The 23,845-nt window shown below is 65.0% G+C and carries 26 protein-coding genes, 1 tRNA gene and 1 pseudogene; 17 read left to right on the top strand and 11 right to left on the bottom strand.

The annotated features are described in order from the left end of the window. Window positions 1–12 precede the first annotated feature (12 nt). The 4 genes from ABJD39_RS07585 (at window position 13) to ABJD39_RS07600 (ending at window position 2,385) form a co-directional block, all read left to right on the top strand. A complete protein-coding gene (locus ABJD39_RS07585; RefSeq protein ID WP_348613578.1) occupies window positions 13–573 on the top strand; it encodes a TATA-box-binding protein in 561 nt (186 codons plus the stop codon). A gap of 1 nt (window position 574) precedes the next feature. Next, on the top strand, window positions 575–928 hold the full coding sequence (locus ABJD39_RS07590; RefSeq protein ID WP_348613579.1) for a DUF7473 family protein: 354 nt from the start codon (window positions 575–577) through the stop codon (window positions 926–928). Continuing rightward, on the top strand, window positions 925–1,860 hold the full coding sequence (locus ABJD39_RS07595; protein WP_348613580.1) for a CPBP family intramembrane glutamic endopeptidase: 936 nt from the start codon (window positions 925–927) through the stop codon (window positions 1,858–1,860). Before ABJD39_RS07590 ends, ABJD39_RS07595 begins: the two co-directional genes overlap by 4 nt. 117 nt (window positions 1,861–1,977) lie before the next feature. Continuing rightward, entirely contained in the window at window positions 1,978–2,385 is a 408-nt protein-coding gene (locus ABJD39_RS07600) for a nuclear transport factor 2 family protein (RefSeq protein ID WP_348613581.1), read from the top strand. Window positions 2,386–2,513: 128 nt separating this feature from the next. On the opposite strand, the gene hisG is transcribed toward ABJD39_RS07600, so the two are convergent. Beyond that, the gene (gene hisG / locus ABJD39_RS07605; RefSeq protein WP_348613730.1) at window positions 2,514–3,365 is read right to left on the bottom strand and encodes an ATP phosphoribosyltransferase; all 852 of its coding nucleotides are present in this window, start codon (window positions 3,363–3,365) and stop codon (window positions 2,514–2,516) included. A gap of 120 nt (window positions 3,366–3,485) precedes the next feature. On the opposite strand from hisG, the gene ABJD39_RS07610 reads away from it, so the two are divergent. Both ABJD39_RS07610 and ABJD39_RS07615 read left to right on the top strand, forming a co-directional pair. Further along, window positions 3,486–4,064: a DUF4382 domain-containing protein gene (locus ABJD39_RS07610; protein WP_348613582.1), complete on the top strand. Its 579-nt coding sequence runs from the start codon at window positions 3,486–3,488 to the stop codon at window positions 4,062–4,064. Between the two features lie 103 nt (window positions 4,065–4,167). Then, entirely contained in the window at window positions 4,168–5,322 is a 1,155-nt protein-coding gene (locus tag ABJD39_RS07615; RefSeq protein WP_348613583.1) for a M48 family metalloprotease, read from the top strand. Window positions 5,323–5,333: 11 nt separating this feature from the next. Here the strand turns inward: ABJD39_RS07615 and ABJD39_RS07620 are convergent, their stop codons facing one another. Continuing rightward, a complete protein-coding gene (locus ABJD39_RS07620; protein ID WP_348613584.1) occupies window positions 5,334–5,975 on the bottom strand; it encodes a LysE family translocator in 642 nt (213 codons plus the stop codon). A gap of 370 nt (window positions 5,976–6,345) precedes the next feature. Here ABJD39_RS07620 and ABJD39_RS07625 point away from each other — a divergent pair, with 370 nt between their 5' ends. The 3 genes from ABJD39_RS07625 to ABJD39_RS07635 all read left to right on the top strand — a co-directional run bounded on the left by ABJD39_RS07625 (window position 6,346) and on the right by ABJD39_RS07635 (window position 9,575). Further along, a complete protein-coding gene (locus ABJD39_RS07625) occupies window positions 6,346–7,737 on the top strand; it encodes a signal recognition particle protein Srp54 (RefSeq protein WP_348613585.1) in 1,392 nt (463 codons plus the stop codon). Between the two features lie 122 nt (window positions 7,738–7,859). Then, window positions 7,860–8,180 (top strand): cupin domain-containing protein, encoded by a 321-nt coding sequence (locus ABJD39_RS07630; protein ID WP_348613586.1) that lies wholly within the window; start codon window positions 7,860–7,862, stop codon window positions 8,178–8,180. A gap of 81 nt (window positions 8,181–8,261) precedes the next feature. Further along, window positions 8,262–9,575 carry an MFS transporter gene (locus tag ABJD39_RS07635; protein ID WP_348613587.1) on the top strand — a complete coding sequence of 438 codons (1,314 nt, stop codon included), beginning with the start codon at window positions 8,262–8,264 and terminating at the stop codon, window positions 9,573–9,575. Between the two features lie 40 nt (window positions 9,576–9,615). On the opposite strand, the gene surE is transcribed toward ABJD39_RS07635, so the two are convergent. Then, window positions 9,616–10,572, bottom strand: a complete 957-nt coding sequence (gene surE, locus ABJD39_RS07640) for a 5'/3'-nucleotidase SurE (protein ID WP_348613588.1) — start codon at window positions 10,570–10,572, stop codon at window positions 9,616–9,618. A gap of 184 nt (window positions 10,573–10,756) precedes the next feature. On the opposite strand from surE, the gene ABJD39_RS07645 reads away from it, so the two are divergent. Continuing rightward, window positions 10,757–11,350, top strand: a complete 594-nt coding sequence (locus ABJD39_RS07645) for a magnesium transporter (RefSeq protein WP_348613731.1) — start codon at window positions 10,757–10,759, stop codon at window positions 11,348–11,350. Next, window positions 11,351–11,908 carry a magnesium transporter gene (locus ABJD39_RS07650; protein ID WP_348613589.1) on the top strand — a complete coding sequence of 186 codons (558 nt, stop codon included), beginning with the start codon at window positions 11,351–11,353 and terminating at the stop codon, window positions 11,906–11,908. Window positions 11,909–11,911: 3 nt separating this feature from the next. Here ABJD39_RS07650 and ABJD39_RS07655 read toward each other — a convergent pair whose 3' ends face one another. Continuing rightward, complete coding sequence (locus ABJD39_RS07655) at window positions 11,912–12,334, bottom strand: RNA-binding domain-containing protein (protein WP_348613590.1); 423 nt, start codon at window positions 12,332–12,334, stop codon at window positions 11,912–11,914. Then, entirely contained in the window at window positions 12,331–12,933 is a 603-nt protein-coding gene (locus tag ABJD39_RS07660; protein WP_348613591.1) for an AAA family ATPase, read from the bottom strand. Before ABJD39_RS07660 ends, ABJD39_RS07655 begins: the two co-directional genes overlap by 4 nt. Window positions 12,934–13,064: 131 nt before the next feature. Here ABJD39_RS07660 and ABJD39_RS07665 point away from each other — a divergent pair. Then, window positions 13,065–13,170 (top strand) — tRNA-Arg (locus ABJD39_RS07665). A gap of 309 nt (window positions 13,171–13,479) precedes the next feature. Beyond that, a complete protein-coding gene (locus tag ABJD39_RS07670; RefSeq protein ID WP_348613592.1) occupies window positions 13,480–13,857 on the top strand; it encodes a YccF domain-containing protein in 378 nt (125 codons plus the stop codon). Between the two features lie 60 nt (window positions 13,858–13,917). Here the strand turns inward: ABJD39_RS07670 and ABJD39_RS07675 are convergent, their stop codons facing one another. Then, window positions 13,918–14,754 (bottom strand): hypothetical protein, encoded by an 837-nt coding sequence (locus tag ABJD39_RS07675; RefSeq protein WP_348613593.1) that lies wholly within the window; start codon window positions 14,752–14,754, stop codon window positions 13,918–13,920. A 176-nt stretch (window positions 14,755–14,930) separates the two neighbouring features. On the opposite strand from ABJD39_RS07675, the gene ABJD39_RS07680 reads away from it, so the two are divergent. Continuing rightward, window positions 14,931–16,175, top strand: a complete 1,245-nt coding sequence (locus tag ABJD39_RS07680) for a tyrosine-type recombinase/integrase (RefSeq protein WP_348613594.1) — start codon at window positions 14,931–14,933, stop codon at window positions 16,173–16,175. A gap of 51 nt (window positions 16,176–16,226) precedes the next feature. Here ABJD39_RS07680 and ABJD39_RS15020 read toward each other — a convergent pair. The 4 genes and pseudogenes from ABJD39_RS15020 to ABJD39_RS07695 form a co-directional block, all read right to left on the bottom strand. Then, window positions 16,227–16,313, bottom strand: a pseudogene (locus ABJD39_RS15020) (restriction endonuclease); the annotation flags it as partial. 70 nt (window positions 16,314–16,383) lie between these two features. Then, window positions 16,384–16,578, bottom strand: coding sequence for a hypothetical protein (locus ABJD39_RS07685; RefSeq protein WP_348613595.1), 195 nt, complete (start codon window positions 16,576–16,578; stop codon window positions 16,384–16,386). 158 nt (window positions 16,579–16,736) lie between these two features. Continuing rightward, the gene (locus tag ABJD39_RS07690; protein WP_348613596.1) at window positions 16,737–17,060 is read right to left on the bottom strand and encodes a DUF7344 domain-containing protein; all 324 of its coding nucleotides are present in this window, start codon (window positions 17,058–17,060) and stop codon (window positions 16,737–16,739) included. A gap of 322 nt (window positions 17,061–17,382) precedes the next feature. Further along, on the bottom strand, window positions 17,383–18,639 hold the full coding sequence (locus ABJD39_RS07695; protein WP_348613597.1) for a hypothetical protein: 1,257 nt from the start codon (window positions 18,637–18,639) through the stop codon (window positions 17,383–17,385). Between the two features lie 66 nt (window positions 18,640–18,705). On the opposite strand from ABJD39_RS07695, the gene ABJD39_RS15025 reads away from it, so the two are divergent. From ABJD39_RS15025 to ABJD39_RS07705, 3 genes are all read left to right on the top strand, one after another. Next, window positions 18,706–18,873: an AbrB/MazE/SpoVT family DNA-binding domain-containing protein gene (locus tag ABJD39_RS15025; RefSeq protein WP_431357874.1), complete on the top strand. Its 168-nt coding sequence runs from the start codon at window positions 18,706–18,708 to the stop codon at window positions 18,871–18,873. After that, on the top strand, window positions 18,870–19,016 hold the full coding sequence (locus ABJD39_RS07700; protein ID WP_348613598.1) for a hypothetical protein: 147 nt from the start codon (window positions 18,870–18,872) through the stop codon (window positions 19,014–19,016). The genes ABJD39_RS15025 and ABJD39_RS07700 overlap by 4 nt, the downstream gene beginning before the upstream one ends. A 385-nt stretch (window positions 19,017–19,401) precedes the next feature. Further along, window positions 19,402–21,000, top strand: coding sequence for a hypothetical protein (locus ABJD39_RS07705; RefSeq protein ID WP_348613599.1), 1,599 nt, complete (start codon window positions 19,402–19,404; stop codon window positions 20,998–21,000). Between the two features lie 600 nt (window positions 21,001–21,600). Here ABJD39_RS07705 and ABJD39_RS07710 read toward each other — a convergent pair. Next, the gene (locus ABJD39_RS07710) at window positions 21,601–23,703 is read right to left on the bottom strand and encodes a hypothetical protein (RefSeq protein WP_348613600.1); all 2,103 of its coding nucleotides are present in this window, start codon (window positions 23,701–23,703) and stop codon (window positions 21,601–21,603) included. Window positions 23,704–23,845 lie beyond the last annotated feature (142 nt).

The following is a 23,845-nucleotide window of genomic DNA, read 5'->3' on the forward strand; positions in this document are numbered from 1 at the left end:
GTTCGGACAAGAATGGCTGACCCCACGGAGTCGATCAACATCGAGAACGTCGTCGCGTCGACGGGGATCGATCAGGAATTGGACCTCCAGACGGTCGCCATGGACCTCGAAGGGGCCGACTATGACCCCGAGCAGTTCCCCGGCCTCGTCTATCGCACCACCGACCCCAAGAGCGCGGCGCTCATCTTCCGCTCGGGCAAGATCGTCTGCACGGGCGCCAAGAGCACCGACGCCGTCCACGAGGCGCTCCACATGGTGTTCGACGAACTGCGGGCGTTGGACATCCCGATCGAGGACGACCCCGAGATCACCGTCCAGAACATCGTCACCTCCGCGGATCTGGGTGCGGATCTCAACCTGAACGCGATCGCGATCGGGCTCGGCCTGGAGAACATCGAGTACGAGCCCGAACAGTTCCCCGGGCTCGTCTACCGGATCGACGACCCCGACGTGGTGGCGCTGCTGTTCGGCTCCGGGAAGCTCGTCATCACGGGAGGGAAGCAGCCGGCCGACGCCGAGGCCGCCGTCCGCGTCATCTCCGAGCGACTCTCGGAACTGGGGCTCCTCGGCTAGCGTGTTGCTGCAGCTGGCTCCCGCCGGGATACTCGGCGGATTCCTCCTCATCGCGGTGCTGTCGACGCTTCTGGCGAACACGGCCGCCTACTTCGTGCTCGGGAACGAGGCGGAACTCCGGCAGGCGATCCCGCCGGGCGTCGCGATGGCGCTCGTCGGCCTGTCGGCGGCCGTGTTATCGCCGGCTCGCGTCATCGCCATCGCGCTCGTCGTCGACTTCGTCGTCGTGCGCCTCGCGTACGGGCTGGACCGTCGCGGCACCGCGATGATCACGGCGATGCACTACACGCTGACAGTCCTGGCGGCCATCGGGATCCAACAGATCCTCGCGATCTACCAGACAGCTCCCGGATGACCGGGGTCGTCGACGCCGTTCGGTCTGCAGTCTGGAACGACGCCGAGCGCCGCCCGCGCGCGCCCGTCCGCCTCTGTGCCGCGCTCGTTCTCGTCGGGCTCGCGCTCCTCGTCGGCGGCGTCGCCGCGGTCACGCTCGGCGTCCCCGTCCCGGTGTCGACCGTCCTCCCGATGCTCGCGGTCGCCGGGGCCACACTGCTTTCGGCGCGATACGTCGACCGCCGACAGTTCTCGGATCTGGGGCTCCGGCGCGAGTCCGGGTGGCTCGCCGACCTCGCCGCCGGGCTCGCGCTGGGCGTGCTTCTCCAGACGCTGATCGCGGGTGTCGGCCTCGCCGCCGGCTGGTTCCGCGTCGCCGACACGCTCGTGGGGACGGCCGCCGGCTTCGGCTCCGTCCTCCTCGTGTTCCTCGTCGTCGGCGTCTACGAGGAACTGCTCTCGCGAGGGCTCCTGCTCGTCAACGTCGCCGAGGGGCTCCGGTTCGCGGGCGAGCGCGTAGCGGTCGGGGGCGCGCTCGCCGTTTCGGCCGCCGTCTTCGGCCTGCTCCACGCGGGCAATCCGGGAGCCTCGCCCGCGTCGACGCTCGGGATCACGCTGGCTGGCGCGTTCCTCGGCGTCGGCTTCGTGCTCACCGGTCGACTCTCGTTTCCTGTGGGCGTCCACATCTCGTGGAACGCGGCACAGGGGCTGTTGTACGGCTTCTCCGTCAGCGGGCTCGGCGTCGACGCCGCCGTCGTCGACCTCGAACCGACCGGCCCGGCGCTCGTGACCGGCGGGTCGTTCGGCCCCGAGGCGGGACTGCTCGGGATGGGCGCAATCGTGCTCGGCGCCCTCGCGACGGGCGCGTGGGTCCGCTACCGCGACGGTGACGACCACGGAATCGGGATCGATCCACGGGTGGTGGCGCCGGCGCTGCGGTGGCGAGCGGACTGAGTTCGGACGGGACCCGTAGAGTCCGGCCACACAGAGACGATCCGGCCGCATCGTGAGCGCATCTGGTAACGCTCCTATTTATCCTCGCGAGTCGTACATGATCGTTGGTGATATAAAATGGCGAGCACAGCGGCACGGAGCAACCTGGAGGTCGTCCAGGAGATGTACAGCGCGTTCAACGACGGCGACGTGGAGACGGTGCTCGGGCACATGGACCCGGACGTCGAGTGGATCGAGCCGGAGGGGTCGCGATACGCCGGTACCCACCACGGCCCCGAGGCGGTCACGGAGAACGTGTTCGCGCCGGTGATGGAGGACATGGAAACGTTTGCGGCCGACCCGGAGCGGTTCATCGACGGCGGCGACACGATCGTCGTCCTCGGCACCGACCGCGGGACGGTCCGCTCCTCGGGGGAGTCCTTCGAGACACCGTTCGCGCACGTGTGTGACTTCCGGGACGGACAGCTGATCAAGTTCGTCGACTACACCGACACCGTTGCCTGGCAGCAAGCGATCGAGAGATAAGGCAGCGAGAACGTTCAGAGCGTAATGTCGTCGGCCGCCGCGGCGATCGGTGACTCGTGGCGAATCGAACGGCGAATCGAAGCCCAACGGCGGATCGAATCCCGGTTTTTAAGCGCGGCAGCGCGGCGCTACTCCACGAGCCGCTCGATCTCGGTGACGAGGACGTCGCTCGCGCCGACACGCTTGAGCTCGTCGATGACCTCGAACACCGCGCGCTCGTCGACGACCGCGTGGACGGCCACCTGCTCGGTGTCGCCGTCGGCGACGTCCATCACCGTCGGTCCCCCCATCCCGGGAAGTACCTCCTTCACGTCCGCGAGCGCCTCGCGGGGGGCGTTCATCATCAGGTAGCGTTTGTCCTCGGCGGCGATCACCGACTCGAACGCCGTCGTCACCTGCCTGACCTTCGGGTCGTCGGCCACGTCCTGGCGAGCGAACAGCCGGACTGAGGAGGCGAGCACCTCGTCGACGATCGCGAGGCGGTTTACCTGCAGGGTGGTCCCGGTGGAGGTGATGTCGACGATCGCGTCGGCCATGTCGACGTGCGGGGTGAGCTCGGTCGCGCCCGTCACTTCGACGACCTCGCAGTCGATACCCTTCCGCTCGAAGTACTCGCGGGTGATCCGGGGGAACTCGGTCGCGACCGTCAGCCCCGCCACGTCCTCCGGTTCGGTGATGTCGCCGTCCTCGGGCGCCGCGAGCACGAGCCGACAGCGGCCGTAGCCCAGGTCGAGGAGGTCGACGAGGTCGTGCCCCGACTCGCGCGCCTGATCGAGGCCGGTGACCCCCACGTCGGCGGCGCCGTCGGCGACGTACTCGGGGATGTCGGCGGCGCGCGCGAACAGCACGGACACGTCCGGATCGACCGTGTCGGCGTACAGCTGCCGGTCGGCGGTGTTCTCGATGTGCAGGCCCGCCCGTTCGAGCAGGTCGATCGTCGGCTCGTGCAGGCGGCCCTTGTTGGGCACGGCGATGCGCATGGACGGGGTGACGGTGGCGCCGTCCTTGAGTCCGTCGGGCGGAGCGTCCGCCGACAGCGTCCCGCGGATCACCGCCGAATCACCACCAGTTTCCGTCCCCAAACGAAGGATGAGGGGTCGATGAACCGACGAGAGTATCTCCGGTCGACGGCCGGCCTCGCGGCGATGGGGACGGTCGGTCTGGCCGGCTGTATGGGGGGATCGGGCGGAACGGGAACGCTGGCGACACATGTGAGCGACCAGCCGGGCGACATCGGCGACTTCGAGTCGCTCGTCGTGACGGTGTCGGAGGTCCGGATCCAGCCGGCCGACGGCGAACTGATCACGGAGTCCGTGGACGACGTGACCGCGGATCTGACGAAGCTCCAGGGCGACAAACAGAAGCTCGTCGCCCAGTCGGAGCTTGAGCCCGGCGACTACGAACACGTCCACCTCGGCATCTCGAACGTCGAGGGGACGCTCTCGGACGGGAGCGAGGCGAGTGTCGACACCGCCGGCGAGGCGGGCCTGAAGTTCCAGACGTTCGTCGTCGACGGCGAGGAGTCGGAGACGTTCGAGATCCGCGCCGACGAGACCGCCTCCTTCACCGCGGACTTCACGCCGGTCAAGCAGGGCGGCTCCGGGAGCTACCTCCTGCGGCCGGTCGCCGACGAGGTGACCGTCACCTACGAGGACGTCACGGCGACGACCTCGGCGTAGACTGCGGGCGCACACCGTTTTTCCACGCGAGTCGGACGACCAGCGACGCCGCCCCTCGTCGACGGGCGGCACGGTTTTGGTCCGGGCGACGACACCGGGGTGCATGGTCCCGCTCCAGTCCTCCCCCGCGCCCGATCTCGGCCCGCCGCTGGCGTTCTGGCTCCTCCTGTGTCTGCTCGCGCTCGTCGGGGGAGCCGTCGGCAGCGCCGTCGCGCGCCGGCTCTCGAACCCCGTCGGAAAGTACCGCATGCTGTACGTCGGCGCCGTGCTCCCGCTCGGCGTGCTCGCGTACGGCCTCCTATCGATCCTCGATCTGGGTGCGGCCGTCCGCGCCACGCTCGTCGGGGCGGCCACCGGCGTCGCGGCGGTCGACGTGTTCCTCGCGGAGTTCCTGACGATGGCGGCCGCCGGCACCGTCGCGCTCGTCGGGTACGCGCCGACGGTACGCGGCGTCCGTGCCGTTCGCGACATCGACCTCGGGACCGGGCGGGCGGTCGCCCGGATGGCGCGGTGGCTGCTCGGCGCGAGCGTCGTGTTCGCGCTCGCGTTCACGCCCTTCCGGCTCGGGATCGGCTCCGGCACCTCGACGGCCGCCGTCGGCGTCGGGGTCGTGACGCTCGTCGTCGTGGTCCTCGCCGCGTCGCCGTGGGCGATCGCGGCGCTGCGCTCGACGGATCGACCCGCCGGCGACGACGCCGCGCGGATCGCCCGCCTCCGCGAGCGCGTCGGCCTCGGCGCCGGCCTCGTCCGTGACGTGCGCGTGCTCGACACCGACGACGAGGGGACCGCGAACGCGTTCGTCCGGGGGCTCGGCCCGACCCGACGGCTGTTCGTGACGAGCACGTTCCTCGACGCCTTCGACGACGCCGACGCCGCGGCGCTGCTCGGAGTGCAGGCCGGCCGCGTCAGGTCGCGAGCGCTCGGCCGTCGACTTGGCTCGGTCGTCGCCGCCGCGGTGCCGCTGCTCGCCGCGTTCGGCGCCGGGGGCCCGACCGGCCCGCTCGTGGCCGTCGCCGGCGTCGCGCTCGTCGGCGGGCTGTGGTACGCGCGCCGCGGGATCGTCGCCGCGGACGACCACGCGGCGGAGTTGTTCGGCGCCGATGCCGTCGCCGACGCGTTCGAGCGCTATGCCGAGATGCACTCGATGGAACTGTCGCGGCGGCGCGTCCCGAACCCGCTGTCGGCGAACGTCCCCCTGGGTGACCGGATCGATCGCCTCCGCGAGCGCGCCGCCGGCAGCGACGACGGCGAGTCGTAGCAACCGTCGGGTCATGCGACCCGCACGACCAGCGCCGCCGCCAGCGCGACCAGCACGGCGGCGGACGCGACCCGGACCGCGCGGGCGGTGCGGCCCGAGAGCAACCCGCCGATCCGTCCGGCCAGCGCGCCGACGACGCCGAGATACGCGACGGTGAGCAGAGCGTACACCGCGCCGAGGGCGAGCATCGTCGCCGTCTCACCCTCGCCGGCGAAGCCGGGGAGGAACGCGAGGAAGAACAGCGCGACCTTCGGGTTCGCGACGTTCGTGAGCAGGCCGCGACGGAAGCCCGCCGCCGCAGTCCCCGTGTCGGTCCCGCCGTCGGTGCGGGCCGGATCGGTCTCTCTCGAGGTTGACGCGAAGCCGTCCCCGCGGAGGGTGTCAACCGCGAGCCAGCAGAGGTACGCCGCGCCCAGCAGTGTCACCGCGGTCGCGGCCGTCGGGAGCGCGCGGTAGATCGCCGCCAGCCCCAGCGCCGCCGCGGTGGCGTGGACGAGGACGCCGACGGCGACGCCGACCGCGGCCGCAACCCCGGCACGGACGGACTCGAACCCGCGGGTGAGCACGACGAGCGTGTCCTGCCCGGGAACGAGGATCAGCGCGCCCGCGGCGGCGACGTAGGCCGCGAGGGTGGCGGGCTCGACGGCGAACACGAGGCCTTGTTCGCGGGACCGACGGTAGGCGTTTCGGTGAGGTTCGGGATCGGATCTGGCGCGCGCCGCCGCGGCTTCGACCGCGGCGGAAGCGCGCGAGGGATGAGCACCGGAGCGTGAGCGAAGCGAACGCGAGGAGCGGAATCGGCTGGGGAGGTCGTGGCTGCGGTGCGGTCGCGGCGGGTGGGAGTGAAAGGGGCTGGCCGTGTCGTCGAGCGAGTCGCAGCCGACGACACGGCCAGGGGCTTTCGAGGCCAAGACGACCCGACGTACCGAACCGCGGACGGATTCGTACGCTGGAACACGCGAACGAGCCACCGACGGACAGGGAAGCCTTTACCGCACGGACCGACTACCGCAACCAAGACCAATGGTACTCGACGATCTGGGGACCTCCCTCCGGAGCACGATGGACTCGCTCCGCGGGAAGTCCCACATCGACGAGGACGACGTGCAGGCAGTCGTCAAGCAGATCCAGCGCTCGCTGCTGGCGGCCGACGTCGACGTCGACCTCGTGATGGAGCTGTCGGACAGCATCAAAACGCGCGCGCTGGAGGAGGAGCCCCCCGGCGGCACGACCGCCCGCGACCACGTCCTCAAGATCGTCTACGAGGAGATGGTCGACCTCATCGGCGAATCGACCGAGATCCCGCTGGAGGAGCAGACGATCATGCTCGCGGGCCTCCAGGGCTCGGGGAAGACCACCACCGCCGCCAAGATGGCGTGGTGGTTCTCCAAGAAGGGCCTCCGGCCGGCGGTCATCCAGACCGACACCTTCCGCCCCGGCGCCTACGACCAGGCCAAGCAGATGTCCGAGAACGCCGAGGTGGAGTTCTACGGCGACCCGGACAACGACGACCCCGTCGACATCGCGCGGAAGGGACTCGAAGCGACCGAGGACGCCGACGTGCGCATCGTCGACACCGCCGGCCGCCACGCGTTGGAGGACGACCTCATCGAGGAGATCGAACGGATCGACGACGCCGTCGACCCGGACCGGTCGCTGCTCGTGCTCGACGCCGCGATCGGGCAGGGCGCGAAGGATCAGGCGCGCCAGTTCGAGGAGTCGATCGGCATCGACGGCGTCGTCATCACGAAGCTCGACGGGACCGCGAAGGGCGGCGGGGCGCTGACGGCCGTCAACGAGACCGGGTCGTCGATCGCGTTCCTCGGCGCGGGGGAGACGGTCCAGGACATCGAGCGGTTCGAGCCCAACGGCTTCATCTCGCGGCTGCTCGGGATGGGCGACCTCAAGCAGCTCTCCGAGCGCGTCGAGCGCGCGATGACCGAGACGCAAGAGGAGGACGACTGGGACCCCGAGGACATGATGGAGGGGGAGTTCACCCTCAAGGACATGCGCAACCAGATGAAGGCGATGGACCGCATGGGCCCCCTCGATCAGGTGCTCGACATGATCCCCGGCATGGGCGGCGGGATCATGGACCAGCTCCCGGACGACGCGATGGACGTGACCCAAGACCGCATGCGCTCGTTCGAGATCGCGATGGACTCCATGACCGAGAAGGAGATGGAGAACCCCGAGATCATCAAGAGCGACCGGCTGGAGCGGATCTCACGCGGCTCCGGCGTCCCCGAGGAGCGCATCGAGGAGCTGCTCGAACAGCACAGCATGATGAAGCGGACGATGGATCAGTTCGGCAACATGGGCGACGGCGACATGCAGCGGATGATGAAGAAGCTGCAACAGCAGGGCGGCGGCGGCGGAGGCGGCGGCATGGGCGGCATGGGTCCGTTCGGGTGAGGCGAAGCGAGACGGAGTTCGGAGCGGTGCGGTTCCGAGCGAGCCCGACCGGCGGTGCGATCGATTCGTGCGGGGCTGGAACCGCCGATAACTAAATAGACGTTTCGCGGGTTCGATCGACCGTGAGCTATACGACCGTCAACTACCACGACGTCGAACCGGCCGCGGGCGCGATGCATTTCCTGCGCGAGCCGCTGGAGTGTGACCACGTCGGCGTCACGGTCGTGGACTGTGACCCGGGCTGGACCGGGAAGGAACACGACCACGCCGAGCGCGACCACGAGGAGGTGTACCTCCTCGTCGAGGGCGCCGCGACGGTCGCCGTCGACGACGAGGAGCTCGAGTTGGAGCCCGGCGACGCCGTCCGGATCTCGCCGGACGCGACCCGGCAGATCCGCAACGGCGACGCCGAGAGTACGTTGGTGCTCGCCGGCGCGCCGTAGCGCGGACGTCGTCCCCCGCGAACCGCCCCGAACGACCGCTTTCGCTCGCCTTTTGACCCCGACAGCCGTCCCCCGAATCGAATGGGAGCCGGAACCGCGATGAAGCGCAGCCTCCGCACGCTCGCGGAGTACGAGGTGCTCGCGCTCACGGCGCTCATCTGGTTTCTCGCGAAGTTCCTGCGGTACGCGTTTCCGCCGCTGTTTCCCGCCTTCCGGGACACGCTCGGCGTCTCCAACGCGGTTCTCGGGGTCGCGTTCACCGCGATGTTGACCGTCTACGCCGCGATGCAGTTCCCCAGCGGCGCGCTCGCCGATCGGATCGGCGCGCGGCGGGTGATCGTCGCCGGCGCGGTCGTCACCGGCGTCGGCGCGCTCGTGCTCGCGGTTCCCGTCCCCGAGCCGCTCGCGCTCGGCGTCCTCGGCGGCGGGATGTTGCTCGTCGGGCTCGGCACGGGCGTTCACAAGACCGTCGCTGTCCGCCTGCTCTCGCGGCTGTACCCCGGGCGGACCGGCCGTGCGCTCGGGGTGCTCGACACGCTCGGCGCCTTCGGCGGCGTCGCCGCGCCCGCCGCCGTCGTCGCGGTCACCGGCGCGACGGTCGCCGGCGTCGCCGTCCCGTGGCTCGACTGGCACACGCTGTTCCTCGCGGGCGCGCTGGCTGCCGGCGGCCTCGCGCTCCTGTTCGGTCGCAGCGCGCCCGGCCCAGGAGCGACCGACCTCAACGACGACGGAAACACGGGCGACACCGCGGACCCAGCTGATACCGACGACACCAACGACACCGGCGGCACCGACGACGGCGCCGCTAACGACGCCGACGGGCTTCGCCGCTACGCGGCGCTGTTTCGCGAGCCGGTCTTCGCCGTCTTCGTCCTCGCGACGATCTGTTTCTCGTTCGCGTACAACGGCGCCGTCGCCTTCCTCCCGCTGTATCTCACCGACGCCGCCGGGCTGTCCGAGACGACGGCGTCGCTTTTGTACTCGGGGCTGTTCGTCGTCTCGCTCGTCCAGTTGGTCACGGGTGACCTGTCCGATCGCGTCGGGCAGCTCCCGGTGATCGCCGCGACGCTCGCGCTCGCGACCGGCGGGCTGCTCGCGCTGCTGTCGGTCTCGGGCGTCGTCGCCGTCGGCGCCGCGGTGCTGGCGTTCGGCCTCGGCTCCCACGGCTTCCGGCCCGTCCGGGGCGCGTACCTTGCGGCCGTCATCCCGGAGGCGTCCGCGGGCGGCGGGCTGGGCGTCGTCCGGACGCTGTTGATGGGCGCCGGCGCGTTCGCGCCCGCCGTCGTCGGCGGCGTCGCCGACGCGACGGGCTTCGGCGCGGCGTTCGGCGTGCTCGCGGCCGCGCTGGTCGCGGCGCTGGGACTTACCGGCGTCGTCGCGGTCGTCGATCGGTAAACGGTGGCGGGTCGCGGCCGCCGATGCCGCCGGTGCCGACTCAGTCGTCGTCCGCGGCCGCCGCGGTCTCGCGCTCGGCGCGCCAGTCGCGGTTCACGGTGGCGATGAGGTCGTCCAAGCGCTCGGAGTGGACCGGCGTCTGCGGCACCCGGAGCGGGGAGACGCTCGCGTCGCCGTCGACGACGGCCGCGCGGTCGGACCACGCGGGGTAGGAGTCGGCCACCTGCTCCAGCGTCGGGTGCCGGCCCGGCTGGTCGAGGCGCGCCCAGAAGTCCGACTCGAGTCGCCAGTCTCCGTCGTGGGTCTCGCGCTCCTCGGCGGACGCCTCGCGCACGTCGACGCCGTAGTCGGCGAGCGGTTCCGTGAGCCGGAAGTCGCAGTCACCCGCGTCGACGGGGGCGTTCACCGAGAACAGGTCGGCGTCCGCGAGGTCCGCGCGGGAGTCGCCGGCGGCGGAGCCACCGCCGGTGGTGGCACCTGCGCCGTCGTCGCGGGCGTCAGCGTCGACGTGATCGGCGGCCCCTCCTCGTTCGAGGACCTGCTCGGCGAGCAGCCGGGTGAGCCGCGCGGGCGTCTCGAAGGTGAACTCCGCGGGCGGGAAGAACTCCTCGCGGTGGTACGCGGAGATCGCGAGGGCGGGCACGCCGAGGTACGCCGCCTCGACGGCCGCGCCGACGGTGCCCGAGTGGCCCATGATGTACTCGCCGCAGTTGGGGCCGTGGTTGCAGCCGGAGACGACGAGATCGAAGTCGGTCGAGAGCGCCCGGAGCGCGTAGGCGACGCAGTCAGCTGGCGTCCCGTGGACCGTGTGGCCCCACTCGTGGTCGTCCACGTCGACGGCGCGCGAGCGCGCCCGCCCCACACCCGACTGGTTCTCCGCCGGCGCGACGACGGTCACGTCGGCGACGGCGCGCAGTTCCTCGTACAGCGCCGCGAGGCCGGCGGCATCGACGCCGTCGTCGTTCGTCAGCAACACCCGCGCCTGCGAGTTGGTCATGTACCGTGTCTGGTCGCTCGCCACCAAGTGCGCATCGGTCGGTCAGTTCGCAACCAGGTCGAGATCGTACCACGACGGCGACGCGACAGCAACGCGGCGGAGACGCGAACGTGAACGCGACACCGTCACAGCGGAGGCGACGATGGCACCCGACTTTTGGTCTCCGGGGTCGTCGGTACGCGCGATGGGGATCCGCGAGACGGCCGAGGAGGCGTATCGCGAGGCACTTCCGGCGCTCGCGATGAGCGCGGTCGGCGGGCTGTTCGCCGGCGTCGTCCTCGGCGGGATGCGCGCCGAGCTTCGGGCGATCGAGGGACTGCTCGTGCTCGTGCCCGCGCTGCTCGCGACCCGCGGAAGCGTGTTCGGCAGCTTCGGCGCCCGGATCGCGACCGGACTCCACCAGGGGGTCGTCGAGCCGCGGGTCGATCTCGGCGACGAACGGCTGCGCGCGGCCGCGACGGCCGCGCTCGCCAACGGCGTGCTCGTGTCGCTCGTCGCCGCCGTGCTCACCGTCACGGCGCTCACGCTGCTCGGGAGTCCGGTCGCGCCGCTGCCGGTCATGCTCGGCGTCGCGCTGATCGCGAGCGTCCTCTCGGGGCTCGGGCTGACGGCCGTCGTCCTGCTGGTCGTGTTCGCGGGCTACCGTCGGGGGTACGACCCCGACACGTTCGTCGGCCCGGTGGTGACGACCACCGGCGACGTGGCCGGCGTGTTCTTTCTGCTGGTCGCGGCGCGGACCGTTCTCACGCTAGTGGGTGCGTTCGGGGGTGGGCCGTAGATGCCGACCGAGTGGTCCGTTCATGCGATCACCCGTGCGATGTTGCCGGTGTTGCTCGTGCTCGCGCTCGTCGAGTTGGGATCGGGGCTGGTGCTCGGGATCCTGGAGGACCGGCTGCTCCGGTCGCCGTCGCTGCTTGTGCTCGTGCCCGTCACCATCGGCACCGCGGGCAACCTCGGCTCGATCCTCGCGGCGCGGCTCTCGACGGCGTTCCACCTCGGGACGCTGTCGTTCGACCCGGGCGACGACACCCTCGCGGGAAACGCCGTCGCCACCGTCGCGCTCGCGGTCACGCTGTTCCCGGTTATCGGCCTCGCAGCGTGGTCGTTGGCGGCGCTCGTCGGGGAGACGACGCTGGCGCCCGGGACAGTGCTCGTGGTCGCGCTGTCGGCGGGGGTGGCGCTGGCCGTCCTCGCGGTCGCGGTGACCCTTGCGACGACGTACGCGGCCTATCGCCTCTCGCTCGACCCCGACGACGTGGTCATCCCCGTGGTCACGAACGTCTGCGACGTGCTCGGCGTCGTCGTCCTGTTCGCCGCGGTCGTGGCGTTCACGTAGGCGTCAGCGACGGTCCGGGTCGACGGGCGCGCCGTCCTCGGTCGGCGGCGCGAGGTGGTCGATGTACTCCTCGGCAGACGGCGAGCGGACAGTCACCTCGACCGATATCTCGCCCAGTTCGTCGGGCTCGCCGACGGCGAAGTTGACGACCCCCTGGAAGGCGGCCTGCTTCTTCAGGCTGAAGGTGAAGCCGTCGTCGGTGCGGTTGCGCTCGAACTCGCGACGGGCGGTATCGAGGATCTCCTGTTCGTGGAGCTTGTCGGAGAAGTCGTCGAGCGTGTGCGTCTCGGCGACGAGCAACCCCGGTTCGGAGACGAACTCGGCGTTGGGGAACAGCGCCTCGACGGCGTCGCGGACGCGGTCGGTCACCTCGGTGTCGCGCACCGGCGCCTCGATCCGCGCGTCGACGCTGTAGACGGTCGTCACTTCTCCACCTCCGCGCCGTCGTTGGAAGCGGCGTCGACGACGCCGGAGGCAGCGTCCCCGCGGAGCACCGCGCGGACGCGGTCGCGAAACACTGTGAGCGTGTCGGTGTTGTCGATGGTCACATCGGCGGCGTCGATGACCGCCCCCATACCGAACTCCCGTTCGCGCTCCTCGCGGTCGCGCAACGCCTCGACGTCGACATCGGAGTCGTCGCGGCCGCGCTCGCCCAGCCGTTCGGCGCGGAGATCGAACGGCGCGGTGATGGCAACGAGCGTGAAGTCGTCGCCGAAGCGCTCGCGGAAGCGCTCCAGTTCGACGGGCGCTCGGAGACCGTCGACGAGGACAGTGTCCGCGTCGGCCTGGCCGGCCGCATCCTCGATCAGCGGGACGGACCGCTCGGCGATGGCCGCGGGGCCGTTCTCCTCGCGCAGCGCGCGGGCGATCTCGCCGTGATGTTCGGCGGGATCGAGTCCACGGTCGCGACACTCCGCGCGGATGACGTCCCCCATCGTGACTACGGGGACGCCCTCCTCCTCGGCGACCGTGGCGGCCTCGCCTTTCCCGCTACCGGGCAGGCCGACCGTTCCGATAACTCGCATCACCGTCCGTTCGGCACTGGTCGGATTAAAGGCTGCGAGACGACCGACCTCCCCCGCTCGCTCGCGCACGACCGTGCAGGGTCACCCGGGACCGCGCCGCTTTTGACTGCCCCGTGTGTGCCCCTATCCGTGGGCGCGTAGCTCAGTCCGGATTCAGAGCGTCGGACTTCTAACCGCGCCGGGACTCCGGTGGGGGGAGCCATCCGACGGTCGCGGGTTCAAATCCCGTCGCGCCCGTGCAACGAGGAACGTAGTGACGAGTGAACCGGCACGGCGGGATCGGAAGTAGACGAGACGGGCGCAGCGAAGCGAGCACGTCTCGGCGTGGTTCAAATCCCGTCGCGCCCGTAGTGGTCGAGCGATAGCGAGACCTGGAGGGGGGTATACGGCGATTTGAACTAGAGAACGGGGAGCAATGCGACCCGTGAGCATCGTGTCGCGAGCGACGGCGAGCGACCGGAACCGTTCGTGAGATCGGATTCGAAGCAGGGAGCGAAGCGAGCGGTCGACACAAGGGATTCACCGCCTGAGCGCGTTTCCCCGGACATGGCACAACGCTCGCTGTTCACACGCGCGCTGTGGTTCGTCGCCATCGGCTGGTGGGCCACCCCCGCGGTCGTCAACGTCGCGTGGTTCCTCAACGCCACGATCGTCGGCCTGCCGATCGGAATCAAACTGATCAACCTCGTGCCGACAGTGTTGTCACTCAAGGAGCCTCGGTCGCTATCTGCACCCGACCGATCGCGCGGACAGCGGTCGCTGGTCGTTCGGGGACTCTACTTCGTCTTCGTCGGCTGGTGGCTCAGCTTCCTGTGGGCTAATGTCGCCGCGTTCCTCGCGGTGACGGTGGTCGGCCTGCCGGTCGCATACTGGATGTTCAATCGGCTCCCGTTCGTCACGTCGCTGTATCGGTTCAACGGCTGACCCGTCGGTCCCGGGCGAAGCGGGCGCAAAAGCTGAGATCAGCAGTGCCGGACGGCCGATTCAGTACCGCGAGGGCATGTACGCCATCCCCAGAAGGAGGAACGCGGACAGCCCGCTGAGGATCGTAACGCCCCACAGTCCGTTCGTCATCGTCGTCTGCGTCTCGGTTCCCTGTTGGTACTGCTCATAGGTGTCGAACTCCTGCGTGAGCAGCATCGTCGAGTTGTCCGGGAAGTACGCGAAGTACGTCGTTGAACCGACCGTAACGTTCGTCTCGTCGGCAACCGAGATCTCGTTGGTCCGTGGCGCGAAGTATTCCAGCGTCGCGGCGTCCGAACTCACGGACGCGACCGTCGCAGTGTTGTCCTCGATGTTCTCGAGTTCGTCGCCGACGGTGTACTCACGTGTCTCGGGCGCCGGGAAGTACTCGTCCGCAGCGATCAGCGTCCGGTTCCCGTCGCCACGTTCGACCACGTACTCTTGGCCGTCGACGGTCGTCGTCTCGTTCTCGACGTCGGAATCGTTCTGGAGGATTGCCGCGCGATCGACGACTTCCGTCAGGGTGAACGATTCGGACTCGTTGTCAGTGATGACGGTCCAGTCTTGCCCGGCGTAGGTGACAGTCGAATCGTTCGCCCACTCGACAGTGTACCGTGCCGATTCGTTGGTCGATTCAACGGTTCCGGACCGGGTCACCTCCCCCTCCTCGGCCTCCGCGGAGATACCGGAGACGGTGAACTCCTGTCCATCGACAGTGAAGGTGTCTCCCTGACTCAGCTCGTGATCCGGGTTCTCGAAGGTGAGCTGCGGCGCGCTCGCTGTCGTGATGAGCGAGAACGAAGCCGCCCCCACAACGAGGAAGAACGCGACGTAGATGGCCGCGGCGCGTCGTTGCATACGTGAGTCACGGGCCGCCCGGAGTTTAACCGTTTTCTTTCGGGTGACACGAGCCTCACCGAGTAACCGTCACGCGTACGTCGTAAGGAAGCCAAGGGCCGGCCCTGAATGAGGTATATAAGTATGGTTCAAGGCCACACCCAAACCATAATGTGGGTGCTCACGTAGTGTAAACTATGACCACACCCGAGACTCAACTCGAAAATCTACGCGATCGTATCGAAAGCTCCCATAAAATCGACGACGGAGATCGTGAATCTATCAGAGAGTTCGACGACGCGCTGACCCTGATGAAATCGAACTACTCCACCTACCGCCACCTCAAACTGCTCCGACACGTCACTATCCTCGCGGAGCGTGTGGGCGGCGTCAATGCAGCACTAACGGACAAGGAGGCCGCCAAGAACATCGTTCGATGGATTCACCGTAACTACGACAACGAGGAGACGAACCAAGACTATCGGGTGGCGCTGAAAGTGTTCGGACGACATGTGAGCGACGAAGGTGTTGGCGGCGATCCGTACGAACCGCCGGCCTCGCTCGATTGGATTCAGTCGAGTACGTCGAACAACTACGACCCGGCCCCGAAGCCAAGCGACATGCTTGACTGGCACGACGACATACTGCCGATGATAGAGGCGACGGAACACGCCCGTGACGCCGCCGCGATTGCACTCCAATTCGACGCTGGACTCCGGGGATTCGAGTTCAAAGACCTCACGTACGGCGACGTGACGGACCACGAACACGGGCTCCAAGTGACCGCCGACGGGAAACAGGGCCGACGGACCGTGCTACTGATCCCGAGTGTCCCGTACGTACGGGACTGGCTCGACGAACACCCCACGCCGTCCGACCGCGACGCACCGCTGTGGTCGAAACTCACCGAGGGCGAGAAGATCAGCTACCGGATGCTCACAAAAGTGTTCAAGAAGCCGGCTGCCCGTGCCGAGGTGGACAAGCCCGTCACACTGACAAATTTCCGCAAGAGCAGCGCGAGTTACCACGCCAGCAAGGGACTGAGTCAGGCACACCTCGAAAGCCGATACGGATGGGTCCGGGGGTCGACGACTGCCAGCCGGTACATCACCATCTTCGGTGAAGACGCCGACAACGAACTGGCGAAGCTCCACGGTCTCGAAGTGAACGAAGGGGAGACCCAACACATCGGACCGGTGGATTGCCCGAGGTGTGGGTATCAGGAAAAGCGCGAGGCCCACTTCTGTTCCCGGTGTGGCCAAGCCATGCGCGTCGAGGCCGCTGGCAAGACGGAGGACCTGCAGGACGACATCAAGTACGACTACGCCGATACGGACCCCGACGACATCAGCACTCAGGAAGGTATCGAGACCATCGACGCCCTACTCGACGACCCCGATGTGAAATCCGCCCTCCTCGAACGGATGGGGGCTACCGAGTAAAGACTCAACACCCAGCAGATGGTCAGATAGAGTGGTCTACTTTGGGTTTACCTCGTCGACGGCGATGAGGACGACCGCCTCGATCAGGTCGGCCTCAGTCTCGGTGAGGTCGGTGACCCGCAGCGGCGACAGGGGCTCAATCCATCCCTCCGTCCGCCTGTGCCCCGCCCGCCAGCCTCAACCCCGTTCTCCGGGCGTGCGGCGCGGGTCATGCGTTCGAGCGTGACGAACTCCTGGTCGCAGAGTTGGTCGGACACCTCGGACTCGTGATGGTTGAGTCGCCCTGTGCGAGCTTGTCTAGATCCCCACGCAAGGCCAGCGACCGCTTGAAGTTGTCGTCGACATCGTTGAGAAGGCGGCGTTCAATCTCCTTCTCGTCGACGCTGCGAGCGGCCTGCACCATCTTCCCACTCAGACGAACCCTTGTGGGGTTGAAGCCGCCGCCGGTCAAGCTCCGCCTGCGTGATACCCGTTTCAGACGAACCCTTGTGGGGTTGAACCACGGGGTTGGCAGAGATAAGTGCAGCGAACCCATTAATCACTCAGTATGTGAGGGATCGCTTACAGCCAGTCATCAGGAAGTTCATCCTGATGGTCATGGATCAATTGGAGTAGTGGCGCGATCTCTTCCCAGTTTGGACCCTTACTGATCTCATTGGTATCTCGGTTCCAACTTACGTACCCTAAATCGGCGAGTTTCGGGAGATGGGTGTGTACGAGTTCAATTTCAAGTACTTCTGGGTCAACTTCATCAGAGGCAACACCCAACGGGTCCAGATCACGGTCGTCCTGCGGGTTGTGGTCTAACAGAGCCACAAGTAATTGGCGTCGGTACGGATTCGCCAAGATCTCGAACAAATTGTCGGTAGGTTGGGATTTCTGCATACGATTACTCCTGTCACCCGAATAATCACATCTATGGCAGATAAGGTTTCCTGCAGGAATATTCTTGTTCGGTAAGCAACCCCACTTACCGGCTGTTTCACCGTTACCAGTATCGGACTAATAGGATTTCAATAGAGTCACATAGTTCACACATGTATTATACGACCACTTTTTCTGTAGTTATTGTATTTAATAACCCGACATGGCACTCCGGCGAAAGCTGTCGTTTCTCGCCCCAAATGTTACGGTTCGCGCGCGCGATCTTTGTCGTCAAACGGCGGGAGGTCGTCGAAGCCGGTCACGCGGTTGCTCGAAAGTGGCATCAACTACGGAGTTCATCCAGGGCGTCGATAAGCACCCTCTCAGGGACGAGGTCTTCAGTCAGGAAAATAGAGTCCCCCATCAAGCGAGTGGCAATCACGTCGCCGTAAGCGGTCGTCGTCCACCGATCGGTGCCGCCCGTTAGCAGAGGGCGTTCCTTCCAGATCAGGCCTCCATCTCGTTCAACCCCTGCCAGATCTCGTGCTATACGGGTCACCCCGCTCTGGTTGTTCTCCATATCCAGATCAGTGCTCACTTCGGCCGACGACGCAGTTTCGTGCCCGGCGATGGACAGGAGGACATCCTGAGCTGGGACGCTTTTCCACTTCTGGTCGCTCAGGTCGTTGATATCTCCCTGTACCTGTTTTTTGAGCTCAATTCGTTCGACAATCCGATAGTCGTCGAGCAACGACTGGACACGCTGTGCCGTAAGTTCCGATGCCACGTCGAACTCCGTGGAATCGTACTCACCGCAGAAGGCAGCCCACTGTTGGGCAGATCCGTGTGTACCGCCGTCCACCATCGAATCGATGAACCAGTCGACGATACGTCCTGCCAGTCGATAGTGTTCAACGTCTGTGGAGGCAACGGTGACTTCGCCGTCGCGTAGGAGGTCAACCACGCGGATTTCCATTGCCCGTTTGTGGTCTTGCCATCGGTCGGCGTCGTCGGAGTCGGCCCAGAATTTATCGTGGCGCTGTTTCCGGCTCTGGCTTCGGCGATCCAGCAATTCTATGGTTTCTGGAACATAGGCCGGCAACTCCTCACCGAGGATCTCTCGGCTGGGCCGATTCTCGATAAAGAGTTGGGAGAAAACTCCCCACAGAATATCTTGGCGAATTTGGTCGCGGTCGACTGCGCCGGGTGCGAGAAGCAGGTGATCCACCAGCTCACCAAAATTCCGTCCCAGTTCCGTCGGCTTCGAGGTTGGGCTCGCTCCGCTCGGGGGCGATTGGAAGGTGAACCCAGTATCCAGTTGCTCGCGTGTCGGTTCATCGGGGAATCCCAGCAGGTCATACCAGCCCGACGACCACGATTCGTAATCGAGCCGCCCGCTCTCGTCGAGCAAGGCCACATCTTCGAAGAGATGCTGTATCCTCACGGGGAGACTGTCGACCTTCTGCTGGACGAGTTCCTCGGTTTTCGGCTTGCTATACCCTCCCTTTGCCTCGCCCGTTTCGAGATACTCGCGCTCTCCGGCCGAGAGACGGTAACTTTTCTTCGGACCTCTCCGACTGTCGCTGTCTTGTGAGGACATATAAGAGTCGACGTAAGATAATCTCGTGCATGATATAAATCCATCTCTCGGCCCCTCTGGTCATGTATGCGCACGACAGCACGGGTAGTTGACTCGGGTAAAATCACGATACCGGTCGAAATACGCGACGGCCTCGGTATCGAGGAGGGATCGTTGGTCGAACTCGATGTCCGGCCCATCCAGTCGGCGGATTCCCGCACTCATCCGGCAGATGATACTGGTGATCAGCGATGACCTCCCGGGAGAGGTCCGTTGCCGAGAAGATCAACGAGCATCGCGACGACCTCGAAGCAATCGCCGACAGTGACTTCCGGTGCGCAAAGCACGCACAGACACTCCTTGACTTGGCTGACGAACATGGGGGAGGATCAGCGTGACGCTTCGATACTGCCCGACATGCGGGACCCGTCTTCGGATGGGCTCGACCCGAGGCGGTATCCCCCGGAAATACTGTCCAGAGCACGACACCGATTCCGTCTACCTGTGCACCGACGGTGGGGCCGAGCCCATCTGGGATCTACGAAACCTCAACGAAGGGGACGAAGTGATCTGGGACAAACGCAACTGGCCGCACACCGTCGTTCGAACCACCTTCGGCTCGTACATCATCGTCAAGGGGCTAAACGGGAGACGGTATCGGGTCATCCCCGACCCCCGAGAGCATCGCCCAGCGTTCCGACTGGCTCATGGTAGGCCGGTTCGAAACCTCCGTCGAATCGAACGCGCTCCGAACCGCGAGTTCGGACGACCGGAGGATAGGCTATGAAGATGGAGCGGTGCGGGCTTCGACCCTGTGTGCTGGTGCCGCAGACGCACGAACTACAGGTGTATCTAAACTACGACACGGGGTCGCTCGACCTCTATCACGCGGTTGTTGAACGGGCGCAAGGGATAGCCCCCGAGGATGTGTTGGCGTCGTTCGATCGCGACGGACGGACCTATGAGGTATCGCTTCAACCCAAATCGTCGGGCCTCGATGCGCCAAACGACGAGCATGGGTTCATGCTCGATACGAGCGAGGTACTGGAACCCATCGTAACGGTGAACCACCGCGAGACCGACACGAATCCGCTCCGGTTCTACCTAAAGCCCCGATGGCCGGGACAGACCGCCAACGGCGAGCCGATCGCCTTCGACCCGGATTACGTCGGTGTGGGCGTATTCGCTCAGGGATCGAATCACGACCCGGACGCGTATCCCGAATTGTTGCGGGCCGCGCTCCGTGCGCTCGGTCTCCATCCGGGCAATCTCCGTGACCCCCTCCCTTCCTCGTCCATCCTCCGGCTCGCTCGGTACGTCCGGGGCCGCCGCGAGCGGACGAAGCAGCTTGTTCGTGGTGGAGGAGTGTTCGATCGTATCGCTGAGACTGTCGAGACCGCCGACGGGACGCTCCGCGACGACCGGGGCGTCCCGGGCAACCAGCACATCATACCCATAACTGCCGACGGAGCGGCGTCGCTCATCGAGGGCCACAGCCATGCAAAGACGTTGAAGCACTATTACCCGAAGTTTCAACGTTCGGACGCGACCGCTGAGGCAGACGAGGACCCGCTGGCCCACCCGAAGATAGAGGTGTATTTCTCGAAGACACAGAACCAGAGCGGGACCGTCCCGTGGGGGGACCGTGACCGGCTGGTTCGTGAGATAGACGAGCTCCTCACGAACACACTTGTATGGGGTGGGCTCACGCCGACGGGCGACGAACGGTACTATGTCGCGGACGACTACTTCCGCGTCGAGGACGCTCCCCGGGATCTGACGCTCGCCAACGACCCGACAGAGGCGCTGGCTGACGACCAGCAATCGTGGGTCGAAGCGATGCTGTATGGTGAGGCCCGGCCGACGGACGCCGAAATGGACGTGCTGGACGCGGTTGCCGACGGTGGGTCCGCCAGCGTATCGACGGTCGCTGACCGGGCGGATGTCTCTAAGCGGACGGTGTACCGCGCCGCCAGGGACAACCCTGAGGTTCTGTCGGTGCGTGACAGCGTCGTCGATTTCGCGACCGAGGTCGTGCGTGGCGCGGTCGGTGGCCTTCGGGAGCGTGTGGGTCGTATCCTTGACGCCGTGCGAGGCGACGACGACGACACGGACGAACAACCTGACTCAGACGACGAGGCTCAATCGGCGTGGCAGATGTGGCTTGCGAAGTACGTCTCGTCGTTCGATGACCGGCATCCGAAACTCAAAATTGACCTCGGGGAACTCTCTGAGGATGCAGATCCCGACGAGATTCTCCGTGAGGGATACCATAAGTGGCGAGCGGCGGGAAACGAGCCGCGTAGATTCAAGATTGCCAAGGTCAAATACACCCTTCCTGACGAGACGCTGGTGACACACCAGGGTCTCACCCTCCGCTGACACTTGACTGACGAGTGGCAACACTCTCTCGCGGGTGGATTGACCCCAATTTCTCCCGGTAAAAGTAGGAGTAACACCCCCGTTTCAGATGGAAATTTCTCAAAGGTAGGGGTGGGGGTATCGGATTCGCCGGCTTAGGAACACGGCCTAACGGGATTTTGACAGCCGGCGTCACTACCGCAAGTTCGCTCTCATCGCCCTTCGAAGTGAAACACTGGGACTCGGATCCCGTCGACCATCCAGCTGGGTCTGGTCGTCGCCGGGGTTGTGATCACCATTGTGTCCTCCGCGGCGTTTCGTGGGGGATGTCGATCCGTACTCGGTCTCCCTCGGAGAAACGTCCCATTGACCGACGCGTAGCGGTCGTGTCGATAAATCTCCGGCGACTCTGTTGAAACCCTATTAGTTCGATACTGTCCTCGGTGAAACAGCCGTCAAGTGGGTTTGCGTATGTATCTCTGCAGATTCTGCTAAATTTCGTTGATGCCCACACAGCCCTGCGGAATACAGGGTGCGGATTGAGCAGGGCCAAGTTAGTCAACAAACGAAGACGTGGTAACTCGAAGAGGCCTTTCAAGCCCGATATGGTGTGATATCTCCTCAGCTATCCCCAGTAAGTGAACGTTCAAGTTCTTGGCAAAGGTCGAAATTACTCTCTCCGGTTTCGTGTTCCGGATTCGGGACAACGCCAAGGTCTAGAGCAGGCCTGACCCCATCCTCTCCTTCAACGAGGCCAGTCTCGTACCAGATGACACCATTGAGATGCTTGTCTAACAGATAATAGTCGCCTTCGAGACGTTCATCTGGGTTTCTAACGTAGTCCTCGCCAACGGTCTCTCCCGTCTCCTCATCGTAATAGATTCTCACCTGCATCGAGCCGAGGAGCGCTGCTACAACTTGCTCACGGTCAATCTCGGACCGATCGATATCGAGAGCGATGAAACACGGGTTTTCGGCCATTTCCCGTGCCCCGAGGAATTTACTCTTGAACTTGCCCAGAATTTTGCTCTCAGCGTTGTTCGGGATGAACCTGCCCCGGTTCGACAATGCCAGTGGAGTCCATGCTTCAGGTCGGTAAATATCGATGAAGATGTCGTCGACCACCAAGTCGACGTTTCCCCTCGGCTCATCCGTCTGCCAATCATGTAATGGGACCTCCGGCTCGAACGCAACGCTGTGGTTGTCCAAGTGGATGTAGAACATGATTTCGGAGAGAAAATCGTAGAATCCGGTGCTGGCTAGCAGATCGTTACGCTTATCCTGGGGTATCCGGTCCCAGTTGTCCTCAAGGAAATCGAGTTCCCTCCTTTCGTCGCGGAGCAGATACAGGAAGGAATGTGGGGTGCCTGTTTCTATCCTGGTTTCCACGAGATCATAAAAATGCGCTGACAGCGACTCATATTCATCAAGCGTGTCCAAGAGTTCATCGTCAAAATCCCGGATGGTGTGCAATTCGATGAGGAACTCTCTCAGCTCCCCAAGGGCTCGTTCCTCATCGTATGCGTCCGGATCATCCAGATTTAGCCGGTCACGGTCAAGCTCGTGAACGAATTGTTCGCTGGAAAAGTGTTCAACCAAGAACTCGTAAATGTCCGCTACAGTGGAACGATGCGTGTCCTCGTGCTCAAATAATTCACCGAGCGCCTTTCGCAGCAGTTCGATGTAGAACAGTGAGTTCTCTTCGTCATATTTGTCCAGGACGAGCTGTACGAGTTCGTCCGGTCTGGATCTGCCTGCATGAATAAACGAGAACTCTCCTTTGAGCGGGTGTTCGTAGTCGTCGAGCCGGCTGAAGAGTTCTGGGAGATACTCTGGGTTTTCCCGAGAGACATCCTCCGCCAACCGGTTCGACCTCAGCGCATCTCGATTGTCGAGCCAGATGGTGAACTTGGCTAAGGTATCGGTTGCATGGGCGAAGTTGGATTGGAGGAAATGGTTTGCGTGCGTTAAGTCTACGTCTTGGCCGTTTTCGATCCCGTGCTTGAGAATCTGGATGTACTCCTCAAGGTGCTCATCCTCGATTTTGTTCGCAAAGCGTCGGCAGATCCAAGGAATCGTTTTCGGGTTCCGCTCCGCAATTTCCACTGTCATATCCCAGAGTTGGTTGTTTTCCTCGAAGAGGACGGCATTTGCTCGGATCAGTTCCTGTAACGTCGCGGGTTCCGGTTTTAATGCCAATCCTCGAAATGCTGAGATATATTCCTCAGGAACTTCCTGTCCCTGATACTGCTCAAGTGTTGCTTGGAACCCAGCTCGCACCTTTGCACCTGCATCTGCATGGAGGAGGTCGAGAGTGGGTTCACGCATTTGATTCTCCTGGAATTGAGCCAGTGCTACTCCGGCCATCCACGTTAACCACTCGTCATCCGTTTCGATGAGGATCTCGTAGATGTCCCACGTCAAGTCTTCATTCCCGTCCACTCGGCTTCTAAATGCGTCGTGGAGTTCTCGCCAGGCCAGGTCGCCGTCGATATGAGGAGCTAGTCGTTCGAGATCCTCGACGAGTCTCGGTGGGTTGTCGAGGTTGTCCAGGGAGAGTTCGGTTACCAGCCTGAGGTAATGGAAGGGTTGTTCGTCAAAGATCCAGTGGAACAGTTCGTCTTTCTCGCTTCGGGTGAGCTCTTGGCGATTGGCTTCCCACCACTCCCGTTGCTCTTCGTGTCCGAGTTCTAGATCGCGGAGTTCCCCGAAGTCGATACTCATCCTATCCGTTCTACTTGTAGGACTGAAATGACTCTGTTGAAATTCTTCGTAGTTGATGTACCTACCACCGGGAGGGGAAATATTATCAATCGTTGATTAGGTGTATCGGCTGGGAGATTGAGCACCCACTCTGAGTTGCGCG

Source organism: Halobaculum rarum (assembly GCF_040025155.1).
Taxonomy (GTDB): domain Archaea; phylum Halobacteriota; class Halobacteria; order Halobacteriales; family Haloferacaceae; genus Halobaculum; species Halobaculum rarum.